This window comes from Streptomyces sp. NPDC039736 (assembly GCF_055596485.1).
Genome location: NZ_JBVIUQ010000016.1, coordinates 54971 through 73492, shown reverse-complemented (window position 1 = coordinate 73492; position 18522 = coordinate 54971). Strand labels below are relative to the sequence as shown.

Sequence of the window (18522 nt, the reverse complement as noted above, 5' to 3'; positions counted from 1 at the left end):
GACCTTCCGCGGCCCGGGCAGGAGCGTGCGCGATTTCCTCTTTAAATAACATGACCTTGCTCCGCCGGGGGACAGCCCGGTCGTGTCGGACAGCTCCCTCCTTCTTGCGCGCGGTCGGCTCCGCCGACACGACGCGCCGCCGCTACGCGGCGGAAAGCCTTCCCGCGCTCCGCGCGGCCAGCCCTGGCCGGCTCCGCCGGCCCATGAACAACTCCGTTGTTCACCGGGAACGCTCCGCGTTCCCCCCGGGCCCACCGTCCAGGTGAAACGTCACTGGGGAGTGGGGGAGTGGAGGAGAGGGGTAAGGAGAATGGGGTGGGTCAGGAGGTGCTCATGCAGCAACATCCGTACCGGGTACGGTCCGTGTCCCAATTGGCCGAAGCTCTCATGCGCGTGGCACCACGCAGTGCCGAGCTCTGGGAAGCCAGGGAACCCGTGATCGGGCCGGTCGGTGTTCCGGTGAAGGTCTCCCAGGGACGTGCCCGTCAGCTGTGGATGGTCGTGGGGATGTGGGACCGGGCATTGGGCCACGGACAGTTCCCCGAACACGCGCACCGTACGGCGGCACAGCTCTTCACCACTCCGGCGCTCCGCGCGTTCTGGGGGCTCGCTCAGGCCGGAAGCCTTCGCAAGCTCGCACCGGAGCACGGGCGGCCCGCCGAACTGCCGCTCGCGACACAGCGGATCGTCCGGGACTGCCTGAAGATCCTCTCCCAGTTGGCGGCACCCGACCGTACGGATGTGTGGCTGCCGTCGATACCCCAGAGCGACCTCAAGCCCTCGGTGCGCCCGGAAGCACTCGGCACGCTCTACCCGCGGCTGGCGGACCTGGCCGCGAGGGGGCCACTGGAGCGGGACGGCATTGCGCTGACCTTCGAAGACCGTACGCGGCTGCTGGCCATGGTCGCGATCGTGCTTGCGGCCGCCCCCAGGTCCGGCGAGTTGGCCGCCCTGCGACTGACGGATCTGGCTTCCGACGAGCGGGCCGTGGGACTGCGTCGCAGGCAGCAGAAGGGCCCGCCGAACCAGGCGGAGAAGATCGCCGAACTCGCCGAGGTCGGTCCCGCGTCCGTACGCGCGGTGCTGTGGGGGCAGCGCCACCAGGTTTCCGAAGCCACCCGCCAACGCATCGTGGCGGCACGGAACACGGTGGATCCCCTGCCCGAAGTCGAGTGGTACGCCCTCGGGAAGGGGGCGCAGGCAGCCGTACGACGCTGGCTCGACGTTCGACGGCAACTGATCGACTCGGGGCCGTTGCAGGGGGGCCAGACCGGATTGTGGGTGACCCTGGTACCCACCAAAGCCGGACCGCCGGGCATCACCCTGCGCCCGCAAGGCCTGACCCAGGCCTTCGCCCGCGGAATGACCGCCCTGAACTGGGTGATGGCCGGAGAGCGCGGGTGGGAACCGATGCCGACCAGGATGGAGCAACTGCGGCGCGCCGTCACGGCGGAGCCCCTCCCGGATCAGCCGGCCCACGGGACTGAACGGAGCTGACGGGGCCTCACGGGGCTGAACGGGACCGACGGGACTCGCCCACGGATTTGCCGGAAGTGTGGCGCGCCGGAGGCGGGCGGCCCGGTCGCGGCGGCCCTGGTCCCGCCGGGTCGGTCCCGCCGGGCTGGTCCCGTCACCAAAAGCCCAGGTCAGCACATACGCGGCGGCCTGAACGGGACTGACGGGACTCAAGGTTGCACTTATCAGCCGCACAGCCCCTGTGTCCTTACGCGCGCGCACATGAGGAAGCCACAAGGAGCGTGCAGTGCTCAGTGGCTCATAACGGCAGGTTGAGTCCCGTCGGTCCCGTTGGCCCCGTGAAACCCAACGGTCACGTCAACCTCAGCAGGACGGGGCCGGCGTCGGGCAAGCAGCCAGGATGTCCGGGACGGGGCCGGGACGGATGGTTACGGGGCCTGGTCCCGGGTGCGGGCGTACGCGCCGAGCAGGCCCAGCCCTGGGTAGAGCTTCGTGACGTTGTTCTTGATCATTCCGGACGGGGAGGCCAGGCCGATCTCCTGCCGGATACGGCTCGCGAAGGCCCTGCTCGTCGAGGGGCGGATGCCTTCCTCGGAACACCAGCGCCCGTAGGTCTCGTACAGCAGCTTCTGCTCGACACGCAGCTCCTGGCCGTTGCCCCGTCGGCAGCACTCCTGGAGGAAGCGGCCGATGTGGTCCTCGGTGGCCTGGTAGGCGGCGGTGGCCACCCGGACCGTGGCGGGCCCCGTCAGCGGGTCCCGGGTGGCGAGGTACTGCATGGCTCCCTCGATGAGCCAGTACAGGATGCCGGGGCCTTCGTCGTGGACCAGCTCGGCGGCCAGATTGTCGATCTTGCGGTTGTTGGGGACCTGCCGCTCGAACGGGATGATCCGCATGCGCCGCCAGAAGGCGTACCCGCCGGTGCCGACCTCGGGGCGGTGGTTGCCCAGCAGCCAGAGTTTGTGGGTGGGGGTGAAGGTGAAGAAGTCCTGCCGCATCCGGCGGGCGGTTATGGTGTCGCCGCCGGTGAGGAGCTTGACCCGGGCCTCGTTGAACTTGTCGTTCGGCTTGAGTTCGGAGCAGACGACGATGCGTCTGCCGTGCAGTTCGGTGAGTTCCGTGGAGTGCTCGGAGAACCTCCCCTTCTCCATCAGGAAGCCGGGGGGCGCCGCGTTCGCGTAGTCCCCGAGCAGGCTCGTGAGCACCTCCAGCAGAACCGATTTTCCGTTGGCGCCCAGCCCGTACAGGAACGGCAGGACCTGCGCCCCGACGTCCCCGGTGATCGAGTAGCCGAGCAGCAGGTGCAGGAAGCGGATCGTCTCCAGGCCCCGCTCGTCGTCCCCGAAGGTGTCATGGAGGAAGCGGTGCCAGCGGGGGGTCGGCGTTTTCTGCGGAGCCACCGACGTGGCACGGGAGTGCATGTCCGTGAGCGGGTCCGGCGCACGCAGTTCACCGGAGCGCAGGTCGACGGTGCCGGCCGGGGTGCACAGGGCGTAGGGGTCGCCGTCGAGGAGGCCGGGGTCCAGCCGGAGGGCCGGAGCCGCCTGCGCCTGGTAGAGCATCGCCTTCATCCCGGAGGTGGAGGCGGAATACCGGCGGTGTGCCGCGATGGAACGGTCGTCGAACCGGTTGTAGGGGTCGTGCTCGGGGATGCCCTCGGCCATGTCGCCGGCGGCCCACACCGCGGCCTCCGTACCGCCGACCCGCTTCCACCGGTACTGGTCCCAGATGTGCCAGCCCATGCCCAGGACGTAGCGGAACCGGTGCGCGTTCAGCCGGGCGAAGAGCTTCGCGTTGCCCCGGTCGGTCAGCGCGTCCGGCATGAACCCGCCAGTCGCGGCCGCCGGAGCGGACTGCGCGTCGAGAGGGGCCGACGGGAAGCGGACCACCGGCGGGAGAGACGCGGGACTGCTCAGGTGCCTGTGCATCTGCTGCGCGGCAGCCTCGGCGTCGAAGCGCGTCTGCGGCGCGGCGACTTGGGTCTCGAAGCACGTCTGCTGCGCGGCAGCCTGGGCGTCGAAGCACGTCGGCTCCGCGCCCGTGTGCGCGCTTGCCGGTGACGACGGGTCCGAAGCGGGAGCTTTCAAGGTGCACCCACCGGCCTGCCCCCCAGCCCAGTCAGAACGCGAAGGCCTCGCCAGCCGCGTCAGCCAGTCGATTCCGACTGGCATGGCAAACCTTGGAGGCGCAACGTCCACATCAGTTGATGAAGCGTCACGCTAGGCAATGCGCGGCAGGGCAGTCAACCCGTGCCCGTTGTTCCAGAACTCGACGCGCGCACCGCACGATGAATAAAGTGATGTGTGCGAGAGGGGAGACCCCGTGACCACTGCAAGCGATGAGGTGGGCTCATCGCTGGCCGACAAACTGAACCATCTGTTCAGTGTCGTCGTCCCAGCAGGAAACGCTCCGTACAGCACCGAGGAAGTCGCCCGTGCGATCTCCGCGAACGGCGTCAAGATCTCCAGCAGCTACATCTGGCTGCTGCGCAAGGGCCAGCGGGCCAATCCGACGCTGCGTCACCTCGAAGGCCTGGCCCGTTTCTTCGGCGTGTCCCCGGCGTACTTCTTCGACGACGCCGTGACCAAGACCGTGGACGTGGACCCCGGCATGCTGGGCGTGCTCCGGGACGCCCAGGTTCAGCATGTCGCCCTGGGCACCGCGGGACTGTCGCAGAAGAGCATCAAGTCGATCAACGAAGTGATCGATCTCGTACGGGACTTGGAAGGCCTGCCTCCGACGCCCCTGACGCACAAGGGCTAGCGCGGGAGGACCGCACGGGTGGCTTCCTTGTGTGCCTCCCGTTGTCCGGATATCGTCTGGACCTTGATCCGGTTCCGCTGATCCGATCAACTCGGACCGCTCGGGATCACTTCGGTCGCGTCGCCACGGAAGGTCTGTGGGCGGAAAGTCTTGGGCGGAAGGGCGACCTCGTGCTGCTGGTGACCGGAGCGACCGGAACCGTCGGGAGGGAAGTGCTCCGCAGGCTCCCCGAGTTGGCCCCCGGACTGCCGGTGCGTGTCATGGCCAGGGAGCCCGCACGGGTCTCGGGTGCCCCGGCGTCGGCGGAGATCGTCCGCGGCGACTTCACCGACGCCCGCTCGCTGGCGGGGGCCCTGCGCGGAGTGCGCCGGGTCCTGCTGCTGTCCGTGCCCTCCGCAGCGGGCGACGCGGTCTTCCTGCGGGAGGCGGCGGCGGCCGGGGTGCGGCACGTGGTGAAGCTGTCGGCGGCCGTGGTTGCCGACGAAGGGGCCGACGACCTGATCACCCGGTGGCAGCGCCGGAACGAGCAACTGCTGGTCGACAGCGGCCTGGCCTGGACCCTGCTGCGCCCGCGCGCCTTCATGTCCAACACCCTGTCCTGGGCGCGCTCGATCCGTACGGACAACACCGTCCGGGCCCTGTACGGGACCTCGCTCAACGCCTGCGTCGATCCGCGCGACGTCGCCGAGGTGGCGGTGCGGGTGCTCGCCGGGGCCGAGCACGAAAAGGCCGAACACGAGGGCAGGGCCTATCAGTTGACCGGACCGGAGGCGCTCAGTGCGGTCGACCGGACGCGGCAACTGGCCCAACTGCTGGGCCGTGCCCTCCGGTTCGAGGAACTGGACGTCGAGCAGGCGCGTACCGCGCTGACCGCACGGTACTCCGCGGAGATCGCCGGGGCGCTGGTGGAGAGCGCGGAACGCGGGCGCGCGGGGAGCAAGAGCGAGGTGGACGGCACGGCCCCCGCACTCCTCGGCCGGCCGGCCGGGGACTTCCGCACCTGGGCCGCCGACCACCTGGGGGCCTTCCGGTCCGGCTGACGGCGGGCGCTGCCGTACGATCCGATCCGCAGCGCGCACCCGTCACCGCCGTACGGTCCGCGACGCTCAGCCGTCACCGCCGTACGGTCCCCGGACCTCACCCCGTACGGCCCACCCCACTCACCCGGCCCGCCGCGCCACCGTGATCCTCGGTTCGCCCGCGGTGTCGGCAAGCGTGGTGACCTCCTCGAAGAAGTCGCCCCGCAGCAGCGCGCCCACCTGCTCCGGCTGTGCCTTGTCGTGCTCGATCGCCAGCCACCCGCCCCGGCGCAGCACCGCCGCCGACAGCTCGACGATGCGCCGGATCAGCAGGAGGCCGTCGGCCCCGCTGTAGACGGCGCTCCGCGGCTGGTGCTCGGACCATTCGGGCAGCAGCCGCCACAGCGGGGAGACGTAGGGCGGGTTCGCCATGACCACGTCGGTGACGCCCAGATGGGCGTCCAGGCAGCCGGGCTCGGTGAGATCGACTGCCTGCACGAAGAGCGGGCCCAGCACCGACTCGTTGCGTGCCGCGTTGCGGGCCAGGTACTGCAAGCAGGTGTCGTCGCGCTCCACGCACGTCACCGACGCGTCGGGGCGGCGCCTGGACAGGGCCAGACCCAGCGCCCCGACGCCGGAGCACAGGTCCAGCACTCTCCCGCCGCGCGGCAGCGTCGCCTCGGACGCCGCCCACTCCACCACGCTGGTGCTCTCGTGCCGGGGCACGAACACCCCGCTCCCGACGACGAGTTCAAGGCCGTCGAAGGGCACCGCACCGATGAGGTGCCCGAGCGGGATACGACGGCAGCGCTCGGCCACCGCGGTCTCGAAGCGGGCCAGCGCCAGGGGCGACTCCTCGGTCAGGAAACGTGCTCGCAGTGCGGTCAGGTCGCCCTCGACGTCCCACACGCCCGCCTCGGTCAGGCGGGTGCGGGCCCGTTCACAGGCCTCGTACTCCTGCAGCACCGTCGTCACGACCGCACCGCGCGAGCACGGGCGCGAGACGCGCGGACGGTGTTCCGGCCGGTCCGCTCCCGTCCCTCGGACGTTCCGGATGTCTGTACGGTCACGGCAATCCCCTCTGGGTGGCGGGGGCCGGTGCGTGCCGGCCCCCGCGAGCAGACCTGTCCTTCGCTTGTCGGATGTGCACCGGCACGGTGTGCCGCGGCCCCCGCGAGGACCGCGGCACGGAGCCGCCCTACGCCCGGTCGTCCTGCGCGGCCCCCGCGAGGTACTCGGCCAGGTGCTCGCCGGTGAGGGTGGAGCGCGCGGCGACGAGGTCGGCGGGGGTGCCCTCGAAGACGACGCGGCCGCCGTCGTGGCCCGCGCCGGGGCCCAGATCGATGATCCAGTCGGCGTGGGCCATCACCGCCTGGTGGTGCTCGATGACGACGACCGACTTCCCGGACTCCACGAGCCGGTCCAGCAGGCCCAGGAGCTGGGCGACGTCCGCCAGGTGCAGCCCGGTGGTCGGCTCGTCCAGGACGTACACGCCACCGGTCTCGCCCATGTGCGTGGCCAGCTTCAGCCGCTGCCGCTCGCCGCCGGACAGCGTGTTGAGCGGCTGGCCGAGGCTGAGGTAGCCGAGCCCGACCTCCACGAGGCGTTCCAGGATCTTGTGCGCTGCCGGAAGCCGGGCCTCGCCCGCGGCGAAGAACTCCCCCGCCTCCGTCACCGACATCGCGAGGACCTCGCTGATGTTGCGGCCGCCGAGACGGTGTTCGAGGACCGAGGCCTGGAACCGCTTGCCGTCGCAGTCCTCGCAGGGAGTGGAGACACCGGCCATGATGCCCAGGTCGGTGGTGATGACACCGACACCGTTGCAGGTGGGGCAGGCGCCCGCGGAATTCGCGCTGAACAGGGCGGGCTTGACGCCGTTGGCCTTGGCGAAGGCCTTGCGGATCGGTTCGAGCAGACCGGTGTACGTGGCCGGGTTGCTGCGCCGGGAGCCACGGATGGGGCTCTGGTCGATCGAGATGACGCCCTTGCCCGCGGGGATGGAGGAGTGGACCAGGGAGCTCTTGCCGGCACCGGCGACACCCGTGACGACGGTGAGGATGCCGAGCGGAATGTCGACGTCCACGTCCTGGAGGTTGTGCGCGGTGGCACCGCGGATCTCCAGCGCCCCGGTGGGCGTGCGGACGGTGTCCTTCAGGGCGGCCCGGTCGTCGAGGTGGCGCCCGGTGACGGTGTCGGAGGCGCGCAGCCCGTCGAGCGAGCCTTCGAAGCAGATGGTGCCGCCCGCCGAGCCCGGCCCGGGGCCGAGGTCGACGACGTGGTCGGCGATGGCGATCGTCTCCGGCTTGTGCTCGACGACCAGGACGGTGTTGCCCTTGTCGCGCAGCCGCAGCAGCAGGTCGTTCATCCGCTGGATGTCGTGCGGGTGCAGCCCGACGGTGGGCTCGTCGAAGATGTACGTCACATCGGTGAGCGAGGAGCCGAGGTGGCGGATCATCTTGACGCGCTGCGCCTCGCCGCCCGAGAGAGTGCCCGAGGGCCGGTCCAGCGAGAGATAGCCCAGCCCGATCTCCACGAACGAGTCGAGGGTCTGGCGCAGGGCGTCGAGGAGCGGGGCCACCGAGGGCTCGTCCAGGTCGCGCACCCACTTCGCCAGGTCGCGGATCTCCATCGCGCAGGCGTCCGCGATCGAGATCTGCCCGATCTTCGAGGAGCGGGCCCCCTCGCTCAGCCGGGTCCCCTCGCAGGAGGGGCAGGTGGTGAAGGTGACCGCGCGGTCCACGAACTCCCTTACGTGGGGCTGCATCGACGCCCGGTCCTTGGACAGGAACGACTTCTGGATCTTGGGGATCAGTCCCTCGTAGGTGACGGTGGAGTCACCCGCCTTCACCTTGGTCGCCTCCCGGTACAGGAAGTCCTGCATCTCCTGCTCGGTGAACTCGCGGATCGGCTTGTGCGGGTCGAGGATGCCGGATTCGGCGTACGTGCGCACCGTCCACCAGCTGTCGGACTTCCAGCCGGGGATGGTGAACGCGCCCTCGGCGATCGCCTTGGAGTCGTCGTACAGCTGCGTGAGGTCGATGTCGGAGACCGTGCCCCGGCCCTCGCACTGCGTGCACATGCCGCCGGTGCGGCTGAAGTCGGCCGTTTCCGTCTTGTTGCCGCCGCCCGCCACCGTGATCGAGGCGCTTCCGCTGATCGACGCGGTGTTGAAGGAGTACGCGCTCGGCGGTCCGATGTGTGGGTCGCCGAGACGGCTGAAGAGGATGCGGAGCATGGCGTTGGCGTCGGTCGCGGTGCCCACCGTGGAGCGCGGGTCGGAGCCCATCCGCTGCTGGTCGACGATGATCGCCGCCGTCAGCCCCTCCAGGACGTCGACCTCGGGCCGCGCCTGACTGGGCATCAGGTTCTGTACGAACGAGGGGTAGGTCTCGTTGATCAGCCGCTGGGACTCGGCGGCGATCGTGGCGAACGCCAGCGAGCTCTTGCCCGAGCCGGAGACCCCGGTGAACACCGTCAGCCTGCGCTTGGGCAGGGCGATGCTGACGTCCTTGAGGTTGTGCTGGCGCGCACCGTGGACGCGGATCAGGTCGTGGCTGTCGGCGGCGTGCGGCACGGGCGAGGACGTGGCGGAGGTGTGGGGCATGTTCCTGTTTTCTCCAAGGCTGTGGTGCGGCCGAAGGGGCGGTACGACGGTGGCACCGCGGGAAGCGACCCCCCGGCCCCGACGGGGGGCAGGGCCGGGGGGCCGGTCATGGGTCAGCGGCTGAGGTCCCGGAACCTCTTGACCGCCAGCGGGAAGAAGATCGCGACCAGGAGCAGCGGCCAGGCCACCGCCAGGAGCTCCGCGTGGGTCGCGGCCCAGGAGCCGCCGGCCGCGCTCTGGTTGCCGAACAGTTCGCGCACCGCGGTGGCCGTCGCCGACATCGGGTTCCACTCGACGACCGCACCGAGCCAGGCGGGCATCGAGGCGGGCGTGGCGATGGCGTTGGAGAGGAAGGCCATCGGCCAGACCAGGATCTGCACGGCCTGCACCATCTCCGGCTTGCCCGCGACCATCGCCAGGTGGAGGCCGATCCACAGCATCGCGAACCGCAGCAGGAGCAGCAGGCCCACGGCCCCCATGAAGGAGGCGAAGCCGTTGTTCCAGCGCCAGCCGATCGCGGCGCCGACGCCGATCATCACCGCCAGACCGACGACCGACTGCAACATGTCGGCGATGCTCCGGCCGACCAGGATCGAGCCCGAGTTCATCGGCATCGAACGGAACCGGTCGATGACGCCCTTGCCGAGGTCCTGGGTGACCGAGAGCATGGTCGCCTCAAGGCCGAAGGCCATGGTCATGGTGAGCATGCCGGGCACCAGGTAGGACGTGAAGTCCCCCTCGACGCCCTTGCCGCCGCCGATCAGGAAGCCGAACATCAGCAGCATCATCACCGGGAAGACCAGCCCGACGACCACCTGCACGGGCTGGCGCGCCCAGTGCGCCAGCTCGCGCCGGGTCATCGTCCAGGAGTCGGCGAGCGCCCAGCTCAGCTTGGAACCACTCCCGTGCGTCGTGCTCACCGGGGCCGCGGCGGGTGCGTGGTGGGTCGCGGTCATGCCGCCTCCTCCTTCGTCAGGTGCATGAAGACCTCGTCGAGGGTCGGCCGGCGCACGGCGATGTCCTCCGCCTCGATGCCGGCCTCCTGCAGCGCCCGTACCGTCTCGGTCAGGGCCGCCATCCGGTTGCTGATCGAGGCACTGACCATCCGCCGGTCCTCGTCCTTGTCCACGGCGCCGGGCAGCAGGGCGGCGGCGCGCTCCAGCTGCGCCACGTCGTGCAGGATGACGTCGATGCGGTCGCCGCCGGTCTTGGTCTTCAGTTCGTCGGCGGTGCCCTCGGCGATGACCTGCCCGCGGTTGATCACCGCGATCTGGTCGGCCAGCTGGTCGGCCTCCTCCAGGTACTGCGTGGTCAGCAGTACGGTCGTACCGCCGCCCACCAGGGAGCGCACCGCGTTCCACACCTCCGTCCGGCCGCGGGGGTCGAGCCCGGTGGTGGGCTCGTCCAGGAAGAGCACCTGCGGCCGGGAGATCAGCGACGCGGCCAGGTCCAGTCGCCGCCGCATGCCGCCGCTGTACTGCTTGACGGCCTTGGTGCCGGTCTCGGTGAGGCCGAACTGCTCCAGCAGCTCGGCCGCCCGCGCTCCGGCGCGCCGGGCGCCGAGGTGGTAGAGGCGGCCGAACATCTCCAGGTTCTGGCGGCCGCTGAGTTCCTCGTCGACGGCGGCGTTCTGGCCGAGCAGCCCGATCTGCGAGCGCACGTCGTCGGCGCGGGTGCGCACGTCGATGCCCGCCACCTCGACGCGTCCCTCGTCGGCGCGCAGCAGGGTGGACATGATGCGGACGGCCGTGGTCTTGCCGGCGCCGTTGGGGCCGAGGATCCCCTGGACGGTCCCGGCCCGCACCGTGAGGTCGAGGCCGTCGAGAGCCTGCTTGTCCTTGTACTTCTTGCGCAGGCCTTCGACGACGATCGCCAGATCGCGGTCAGACAAAGCGCCCTCCTCAGTCAGTGGATAAACTTGACTAGTGATGCCACCATAGGGCCTCACCGCCGTTTGGTCAAACTTGATTAGTCGCGATGAAGGTACCGTAGATTTGGGACTAGTCAAACTTGGATAGAACTCATCCGGGCACAACTGTGTACGAGGAGAAGGAGGACGCCCATGTCACCGATCCGGCTGCTGGTTCTCGGCGCGGTCCGCCAGCACGGACGGGCGCACGGCTATCAGGTGCGCAATGATCTTGAGTACTGGGGGGCCCACGAGTGGTCGAGCGCCAAGCCGGGCTCGATCTACCACGCCCTCAAGCAGATGACGAAGCAGGGGCTGCTCATCGCCCACGAGATCGCGCCGAGCACCGCAGGCGGCCCGCCCCGCGTGGAGTACGAGCTCAACGAGCAGGGCACCGCGGAGTACTTCAGACTGCTGCGCGACGCCCTGAGCTCGCACGAGCAGAAGTCCGACGACCTCTCCGCCGGCCTCGGCTTCATCGTCGACCTGCCCCGCGGCGAGGCCATCGCCCTGCTGAAGGAGCGGGTCTCCGGGCTGGAGCAGTGGCGGTCCGCCGTCACCGGGTACTACACGCCGGAGGCCGGGCCCGAGCAGCTCGGTCACATCGGCGAGATCATGAACCTGTGGGTCCACTCCGCCGACGCCGGTGTGCGCTGGACCCGCGGGCTGATCGAAAGGATCGAGGGCGGCGCCTACACCTTCGCCGGGGAGGGCGACCCCTTCGTGGGCGTACTCGCCGACGACGAGCCGAACCCGTTCGCGCCGGAGCGGCAGCCGAAGGGGGTGCACTAGCGGGGCGGCGGAGACGCTTCGGCACCTCTCGGGATGGCAAAGAAACCGGACGACCGGTATATTCCGCACCGTGCCGAGGGCCGAGGGGGGCGCCGCTGTGCAGGAGAACGGTCGGTTGCGTACGCAGGTGGCGGTGGTCGGCGGAGGACCCGTCGGCATGCTGCTGGCAGCCGAGTTGGCGAGCCACGGGGTCGGCACCGTACTCCTGGAAGCACGGGACGACGTCAGCGAGCGGCCCAAGGCGAACACCCTGCACGCGCGGGCGGTGCAGTGCCTGGCCAGGCGGGGCCACCTGCCTGGCCCCGCGACAGGCCCCGCCCGCGGCGCGAGGGGCCTGCCCTTCCACTTCGCGGGCCTGCCGGGACTGGTGATCACCGCCCCCGACCGGGAACCCCAGCCCCTCCTCAAGTACCCCCAGGCACAGCTCGAAAGGAGCTTCGAGGAGCGGGCCCGGACGGCGGGCGCCCGCATCCTGCGGGGGCACCGGGTCACCGAGGTCGCCGAACGGGACGGCGGCGTACGGATCGAGGCCGAGGGCCCGCACGGCCGCGGGGTGCGCGTCGAGGCGCAGTACGTGGTGGGGGCCGACGGAGCCCGCAGCGCGGTGCGGGAACAGGCGGCCATCACCTCCGACACCGGACCGGCCACGGTGTCCGCCCTGATGGGCGCCGTCGCCCTCACCGACCCCGGAGCGCTGCCCGACGGCTGGCAGCACACCGCACGCGGCTGGATCGTCGCCAAGCGCGACGCCGGGGGCCACACGCATGTACGGACACTCGACTGCCGGGGCGCGCACCCAGGCCGGCACACACCGCCCACCCTGGAGGAACTGCGCCGGGAGGTCTCCCGGATCGCCGGGCGGGACATCGCCATGACACAGCCGCGCTGGCTGGACAGGTTCAGCGATGTCACCCGACTCGCCCGCACCTTCCGTGCGGGACGCGTCTTCCTGGCGGGCGACGCGGCGCACGTGCACTTCCCGATCGGCGGACAAGGTCTGAGCACCGGAGTGCTGGACGCGCTCAACCTGGGCTGGAAGCTGGCGCTCGCGGTGCGGGGCAGGGCGGGCGCCGGACTGCTCGACACCTACGACGCGGAACGCCGCCCGTCGGCCCAGCGGGTCATCGACAACACCCGGGCCCAGCTCGCGCTGATGCGCCCGGGGCCCGAACTCGACGCCCTGCGCGGGGTGTTCCGCTCGCTGCTGCTCACCGGCCAGGAGAGCGGACGCCGTCTCGGCGACCTCATCAGCGCCCAGGACACGGTGCTGCCCGCCCCCGCCGGGGACGGCGGCCCGGCGGCCGGCACGTTCCTGGCCAACCTGGCCCTCACCACGGAGACGGGAGACACCGACGTCGTCGAACTGCTCCAGGACGGCAGACCGCTGCTGCTGCTCCTCGGCAACGGCGGCGCCCGCCACCTCGACCGGGCGCGCGCCTGGGGCCGGACGCTGAAAGTGGTCCGCGCCGCACCCGTACCCGACGTTGCGTACGAGGCGGCGCTGGTACGGCCCGACGGCTACCTGGCATGGACGTCGGACGGCGGCGACCTGGGCACGGCACTGTCGGCGTACGTCGCCGAGGACGCCGGGACGGGCCGCCCCTGACGGAGCGCCGGGAAGGGCCGGGCCCCGGCCCTCAGCCGACGGTGTCGAGCGCTTCCTGCGTCCGGGCGGCGTGCGCCTGCTGCTCCAGGGAGGCATGCACGGCCTCCTCGTAGACCCGGGCCCCCCGGCTCTCGGCGAGGTCGAGCGAGGCGAGGATGGAGGGGGCCACCGCGCTGGGCAGCACGTGCCGCAGCATGGCGGAGACCCTGGTGACCAGGTCGCGGTACTCGCAGATGGCCTGGGACATGGACTGGATGCCGGCGAAGGAGCCCACGATGACGGCGGCCGTCTCGGAGGGCACCGCGTGGGGCAGCAGTTCGCCCCTGGCCTGGGCCTCCTCCAGCAGCGGGACGCCGACCCCGACCCAGCGCAGGAACGGGCCGCTGCGGTCCAGGCCCTCCGACTGCTGATCCATCGTCAGCCGGACCGCCGCGCGGACGATCGGGTCCGTCTGCAGGCGATGGGCGTGCAGCATCACGATGTCCACGATCTCCTGCACCTTGGAGACGCGGTGCGGAACCTGGATGCTGTGGTCCTGCTCGGCCAGGACGGCCTGGGCCAGGTCCTCCTTGGAGACGAAGTGGAAGTACAGGGCGCCCTTGGTCGTGCCCGCCTCCTTGAGGATCTGGGCGATCGTGGCCGCCTGGTACCCGTGCACCTCGAAGACTCTGGCCGCCGCGGTCAGGATCGTGCGACGGGTACGAATGGCTCGGACCTGCTCGGCCACGGCGCCTCCTGATTCCTCGGGGTGGTTCGGGCGGCCAAAAAAACCGCTCAGTCCGTATCTTACGGTGGGGTGCCGCCGAGGTCGCCCCTCAGGACGTCAGTCCCCGTCCGGGGCGGCCGTGACAGTACAGGTGAAGACCGGGACGCCGCTCTGCACCGCGGTCACCAGGACGCTCCGGCCGCCTCCCGGGGCGGGGGCGGGCAGCGGCCGGGCCTCGATCGTGCAGGGCTGCGCCAGCTCGGTGTAACGCGCGAACTCGCAGGCGAGGTTCATCGGAAGGTAGTGGGGGCGGTCCAGCGCCACCGCCGTGGCCTGCCGGGCCGCCTCGATCAGGACCATCCCCGGCACGTGGTCGACGGCGTGCTCGAAGAGGACGGGATGGCGGGTGTCGGCCCGCAGCAGCCAGCGGTCGCGCGCGTCGGTGGGGGACAGGACGACGTCCATGGGCGAGAGGCGCCCCACCCGGGCAGGGGCCGTCGGGGAACCCGGGGCGGCCGGCCCGCGACCGCCGGCCGGCAGGTGCGCGCCGCGCAGCCGCCGGTATACCTTCGGCGCGAGGCAGGAGAAGGACCCGCCGCCCGTCGCGGCGACCTGGCCGTCGCGGTGGAAGACGGCCTCGAAGCGCATACGGGCGAGGTTCTCGCCCCGCCGGACGACCTGCGTGCAGGTGATGGAGATGCTGAGCGCGGCAGGTTCGTACCCCACCTCCAGGTGCTGCGGCCGGACGGCGAAGTGGAGGTCCTGGATGAGGAACTGGTGGCCGAACGGCACACCGAACTCCGCGTGCCCCAGCAGGATGCCGATCTGGCGCAGGGTCTCGCAGCCGATCAGCGGGTCGTAGCGGCCGTCGGCGACCGGGGTGAAGAAGCTGTGGCCCCGCGGCCACTGGGCGGATATCACGAAGCGGGTGTCGTCCACCCGCCGCCAGCCGGTGAGCAGCACTTCGGCCACGGCGGACCTGTGCACCAGTTCGCGCGGGACGGTGCTGGTCAGCGTCGCGGGACGGGGGCGGTCCGGACGGAGTACGGAATCCGCGCAGCACCTTCCCGCCGGTGCGTCGAACGCTCTGAGTTCGTCCTGAAACGTGCTCGCCGGCACTGCTCCCCCTGGAATGGTGCGCGATGTGTCCGAGTGGCGTCCGGTCGAAAGATATCGACCGACCGGGATGTGTACCAGAGCAGTGGATTTCGCCGGACGCGTCCCTTCCGGTTCGCTTGTCCGCCCTGGTGGGGGCAGGTTCCCGAGGCGGTGCGTGCGGGGCTTGCAGAGCTCGGCGGCCTCCGTCCTCCAGCGTTTCTCGAGCGGTCCTTGAGAGGCTGGCGCATTCTTCCGCGTTTTCGGCGGCGGGCCGTGAGGAGGTTCGGTCGCGGATGTGCGTGGGGGCGGCCGTTCGGTAGAAACGGCACGTGCGGTTTGTTATGTTGGCTCGCAAGGGGGGCCGCACCGTGGCGGCGGCCGCGGTGGTGGGGTGTGCTCGTACGCCTCGACCCCGGCCCTTTTCGACAAGTGCCGTGGTTCTCCGCCTCTCCACCCTCGCTTCGGCGGACCCGGTACCCCCCCCTTGCAGTGATGGAGCGGTCGATGGTCAAACAGGAGCGGGCGGCGCGTACACGAGAAACCCTGATCCGGTCCGCGGCGGAGGTTTTCGGCCGCGAGGGCTTCTCCAGGGCCTCGCTCACCGCGATCTGCGCGCGTGCCGGGGTGAGCGCCGGCGCACTGCACTTCCACTTCGAGAGCAAGGCCGCCCTGGCCGACGTCGTCGAGGCGGAGGCGCTGAGCAGGCTGCGGGCCGTCATCCGCGCCGATTTCCCGGTCGAAGCGAGCCATGTGCAGATGCTGGTCGACACCACGCACCGGCTCGCCGACGCACTCTGCCGCGACGTGGTGCTCCGTACGGGATTCTCCCTGGGCTGCGAGCTGCCCCACCCGGCCGGAACCGATCTGCGGGACCACTGGCGGGACTGGGTGGAGCAGGAGCTCGTCCAGGCCGAGGCCGCGGGGGAGCTGCGCCCGGGGGTCGCGGCCCGGGACGTGGCGACCACCGTGACGGCGGCCACCGTGGGGCTCGAAGTGCTCGGTGCGCGGGACGCGGAGTGGCTCTCGGAGGGGACGGTGAGCCGCATCTGGCGGGTGCTGCTGCCGTCCGTCGCGCCCGATCCCCTGCTGGCGCGGCTCGACGCGGGCGGCACCGGGCCCCGGTAGGGCTTCGAGGCCGGGCCCGGTGCCGCGCACGCGCGCGGCACCGGGCCTTCTGCGTGCGCGGACTCTTGCCTGCCCGAACGCGTGCCTGCCCGGACTTTTGCGTGCATGGGACACACAAAGGAGACCTGAGGGTCTGTTTGTGCGGGGTATCGGCCTGCGGTCAATGGATCATGGCCTGATTCCGCGCTTTTCCGGAAGTGTCGAGGTTTAGTAAAGGTGCAGGTGAGGGCAGTAAGGAAGGGGCTGTGGGGAGGTGAGCGCTAACAGGACGGTGCGGTCGGTTTCTTGTTGACAAACCGTTGGCCCTGTTTTTTACTGAGGTCGCTCATCCATGGCCTTGGACAGGGGAAATCTCGTGGACATCGCACTACTGGGCACTCTGGCGGTCAGGGAGCAGGGTCACTCCATCACCCCCACCGCCCCCAAGGCGCGGCAAGTGCTGGCGCTCCTCGCGCTCCACGCCGATCAGGTCGTCCCGGTCCCGGCCCTGATCGAGGAACTGTGGGCGGGCACACCGCCGCGCAGCGCCCGCACCACGCTCCAGACGTACGTACTGCAGTTGCGGTCCCTGATCTCGGCGGCCCTGGAACAGGGGCAGGAGAAGGGGCAGGAGGGCGTGCCGGGCCGGCGCACCGCCAAGGACGTGCTGCTCACGCTGCCCGGCGGCTACCTGCTCCACAGCGGGGGCGGCACCAGTGACGTCCGGGAGTTCGACCGGCTGGTCGTCAGGGGGTCCCAGGCGATGGACGCGGGCGACTTCCCCGGTGCCGCCCGGCTGCTGCGCGAGGCGTTGTCCCGGTGGTCGGGACCGGCCTTCGCCGACGTGGACAGCGGTGTTCAACTGGAGACCGAGGCGCGGCGGTTGGAGGAGACCCGGCTGTGCGCCCTCGATCAGCGCATCGAGGCCGACCTGCGGATCGGGCGGCACCGGGAACTGCTGGCGGAACTGACCGTGCTGGCCGGCCGCTACCGCACCCACGAGAACCTGCACGGCCAGTTCATGCTGGCGCTGCACCGGTCCGGACGCCGGGGCGAGGCCCTCGACGTCTACCAGCGGCTGCACCAGACCCTGGTGCGCGAACTCGGGCTGGAACCCTCGGCCGTCCTGCGCAGGCTGCAGCGGTCGATCCTCATGGCCGGTCCCGACGCCCCGCTCGGCGCTGCGGAGTTCCACGGGGACCGCGTCGGCTGAAGCGCGCCTTCCCGGCCGGTATTCCCCTCTTCAACTTTCCTTCCCTTCGCCCTCTCTTCGCGTCTCCTTCGCGTTTCTTCGGCGTGGAATTCGACTTCACCCCTGCGGTGCATCAGCTGCGGCCGGAATTCCACTGGAGCGCACCTTGAGCGGAATTTCACCGAGGGTGATTCCTCGGCATGCCCGAAAACTCCGGGGCGTAAAAGGTGCCGAGCGTGCAGCTCCAGGCTCTGACGACCTGCTGGGATCATGGATCTCAGCAGTTCAGGAAATCGGCGGACGTGCCTTGTTGGAGACGGACTCGATACGCGCTCAAGGAATTCGAGGGGCCCCCTCGGGTCCCGCTACTGTGCCTCCGTCGCAGGCTTTATCCATGTGAACTCGACAACGAGCTGAGGAAACCGTGCAGATTCAGGTTCTGGGTCCGTTGAGCGCTGAGGTCAACGAGGGTTCGATTGTTCCGACGGCCGGCAAGCCGCGTCAGATTCTGGCGCTGCTCGCGCTCTACCCGGGGCGGGTGATGCCCGTACCGACCCTGATGGAGGAGGTGTGGGGCACCGAGCTGCCGCAGAGCGCGCTGACCACGCTGCAGACCTACATACTCCAGCTGCGCCGCAGGCTCGGCACGGCCATGGGGCCGGGCAACCCGGGCGCGGCCAAGGAGGTGCTCGCCACCCGGCACGGCGGCTACCTGCTGCAGGTCCCCGCGTCCAGCGTGGACGTCCACGAGTACGAGCGGCTGGTCGCCGAGGGGCAGAGCGCCATCGAGGCGGGCGACGACCCGCTGGCCGCGGCCCGGCTGCGGCAGGCGCTCGCGCTCTGGAAGGGCCCGGCCCTCGTCGACGTACGCGTGGGCCCGATCCTGGAGATCGACGTCATGCGGCTCGAAGAGAGCCGGATGGTGACCGTCGAGCGGCGCATCGACGTCGACCTGCGGCTCGGCCGCCACTCCGAACTCCTCGCCGAACTCACCGAACTGGTCGCCCGTCACCCCCAGCACGAGGGCCTGCACTCGCAGGCGATGGTGGCGCTCTACCGGTCCGGCCGCCAGGCCACCGCACTGGACGTCTACCGCAGGCTGCGCACCCGGCTCATCGAGGACCTCGGCATCGAGCCCTCGCCGCAGCTCCAGCGGCTCCACCAGGCGATGCTCGCGGTGGACCCGACACTGGACGTGCTCGGCGGCGCCCGGCGGGGTTCCACGTTCGACCTGTACGCGGCCTGAGGCCCGG

At 70.6% G+C, this 18522-nt stretch carries 15 protein-coding genes; 8 read left to right on the top strand and 7 right to left on the bottom strand.

Annotated features, from left to right (window positions below):
- Nucleotides 1–393 precede the first annotated feature (393 nt).
- On the top strand, nt 394–1497 hold the full coding sequence (locus ACZ56L_RS33615) for a helix-turn-helix domain-containing protein (RefSeq protein WP_471068620.1): 1104 nt from the start codon (nt 394–396) through the stop codon (nt 1495–1497).
- 407 nt (nt 1498–1904) lie between these two features.
- Here the strand turns inward: ACZ56L_RS33615 and ACZ56L_RS33610 are convergent, their stop codons facing one another.
- Nucleotides 1905–3404: a DNA primase family protein gene (locus ACZ56L_RS33610; RefSeq protein ID WP_468692535.1), complete on the bottom strand. Its 1500-nt coding sequence runs from the start codon at nt 3402–3404 to the stop codon at nt 1905–1907.
- A 394-nt stretch (nt 3405–3798) separates the two neighbouring features.
- Between ACZ56L_RS33610 and ACZ56L_RS33605 the strand changes: the two genes are divergently transcribed.
- Nucleotides 3799–4239 (top strand): helix-turn-helix domain-containing protein, encoded by a 441-nt coding sequence (locus ACZ56L_RS33605; RefSeq protein WP_345219966.1) that lies wholly within the window; start codon nt 3799–3801, stop codon nt 4237–4239.
- 170 nt (nt 4240–4409) lie between these two features.
- Entirely contained in the window at nt 4410–5279 is an 870-nt protein-coding gene (locus ACZ56L_RS33600) for an NAD(P)H-binding protein (protein WP_471068617.1), read from the top strand.
- A gap of 120 nt (nt 5280–5399) precedes the next feature.
- On the opposite strand, the gene ACZ56L_RS33595 is transcribed toward ACZ56L_RS33600, so the two are convergent.
- From ACZ56L_RS33595 to ACZ56L_RS33580, 4 genes are all read right to left on the bottom strand, one after another.
- Nucleotides 5400–6233, bottom strand: coding sequence for a N5-glutamine methyltransferase family protein (locus ACZ56L_RS33595; protein WP_471068614.1), 834 nt, complete (start codon nt 6231–6233; stop codon nt 5400–5402).
- A gap of 223 nt (nt 6234–6456) precedes the next feature.
- Nucleotides 6457–8862 (bottom strand): ATP-binding cassette domain-containing protein, encoded by a 2406-nt coding sequence (locus tag ACZ56L_RS33590; protein ID WP_471068611.1) that lies wholly within the window; start codon nt 8860–8862, stop codon nt 6457–6459.
- Nucleotides 8863–8975: 113 nt separating this feature from the next.
- Nucleotides 8976–9818: an ABC transporter permease gene (locus ACZ56L_RS33585; RefSeq protein WP_468692545.1), complete on the bottom strand. Its 843-nt coding sequence runs from the start codon at nt 9816–9818 to the stop codon at nt 8976–8978.
- The gene (locus tag ACZ56L_RS33580) at nt 9815–10753 is read right to left on the bottom strand and encodes an ATP-binding cassette domain-containing protein (RefSeq protein ID WP_345219961.1); all 939 of its coding nucleotides are present in this window, start codon (nt 10751–10753) and stop codon (nt 9815–9817) included. Before ACZ56L_RS33580 ends, ACZ56L_RS33585 begins: the two co-directional genes overlap by 4 nt.
- 171 nt (nt 10754–10924) lie before the next feature.
- Here ACZ56L_RS33580 and ACZ56L_RS33575 point away from each other — a divergent pair, with 171 nt between their 5' ends.
- Both ACZ56L_RS33575 and ACZ56L_RS33570 read left to right on the top strand, forming a co-directional pair.
- On the top strand, nt 10925–11563 hold the full coding sequence (locus tag ACZ56L_RS33575) for a PadR family transcriptional regulator (RefSeq protein ID WP_345219960.1): 639 nt from the start codon (nt 10925–10927) through the stop codon (nt 11561–11563).
- 115 nt (nt 11564–11678) lie between these two features.
- Nucleotides 11679–13169 (top strand): FAD-dependent monooxygenase, encoded by a 1491-nt coding sequence (locus ACZ56L_RS33570; RefSeq protein WP_471068605.1) that lies wholly within the window; start codon nt 11679–11681, stop codon nt 13167–13169.
- A gap of 31 nt (nt 13170–13200) precedes the next feature.
- On the opposite strand, the gene ACZ56L_RS33565 is transcribed toward ACZ56L_RS33570, so the two are convergent.
- Together ACZ56L_RS33565 and ACZ56L_RS33560 are read right to left on the bottom strand one after the other, a co-directional pair.
- Entirely contained in the window at nt 13201–13896 is a 696-nt protein-coding gene (locus ACZ56L_RS33565) for a ScbR family autoregulator-binding transcription factor (protein WP_345219958.1), read from the bottom strand.
- Between the two features lie 96 nt (nt 13897–13992).
- The gene (locus ACZ56L_RS33560; RefSeq protein ID WP_471068601.1) at nt 13993–14847 is read right to left on the bottom strand and encodes a ScbA/BarX family gamma-butyrolactone biosynthesis protein; all 855 of its coding nucleotides are present in this window, start codon (nt 14845–14847) and stop codon (nt 13993–13995) included.
- A gap of 630 nt (nt 14848–15477) precedes the next feature.
- On the opposite strand from ACZ56L_RS33560, the gene ACZ56L_RS33555 reads away from it, so the two are divergent.
- The 3 genes from ACZ56L_RS33555 to ACZ56L_RS33545 all read left to right on the top strand — a co-directional run bounded on the left by ACZ56L_RS33555 (nt 15478) and on the right by ACZ56L_RS33545 (nt 18515).
- The gene (locus ACZ56L_RS33555; protein ID WP_471068598.1) at nt 15478–16098 is read left to right on the top strand and encodes a ScbR family autoregulator-binding transcription factor; all 621 of its coding nucleotides are present in this window, start codon (nt 15478–15480) and stop codon (nt 16096–16098) included.
- Between the two features lie 355 nt (nt 16099–16453).
- On the top strand, nt 16454–17290 hold the full coding sequence (locus ACZ56L_RS33550; protein WP_471068595.1) for an AfsR/SARP family transcriptional regulator: 837 nt from the start codon (nt 16454–16456) through the stop codon (nt 17288–17290).
- A 403-nt stretch (nt 17291–17693) separates the two neighbouring features.
- Nucleotides 17694–18515: an AfsR/SARP family transcriptional regulator gene (locus ACZ56L_RS33545; RefSeq protein ID WP_345219954.1), complete on the top strand. Its 822-nt coding sequence runs from the start codon at nt 17694–17696 to the stop codon at nt 18513–18515.
- Nucleotides 18516–18522: the final 7 nt, after the last annotated feature.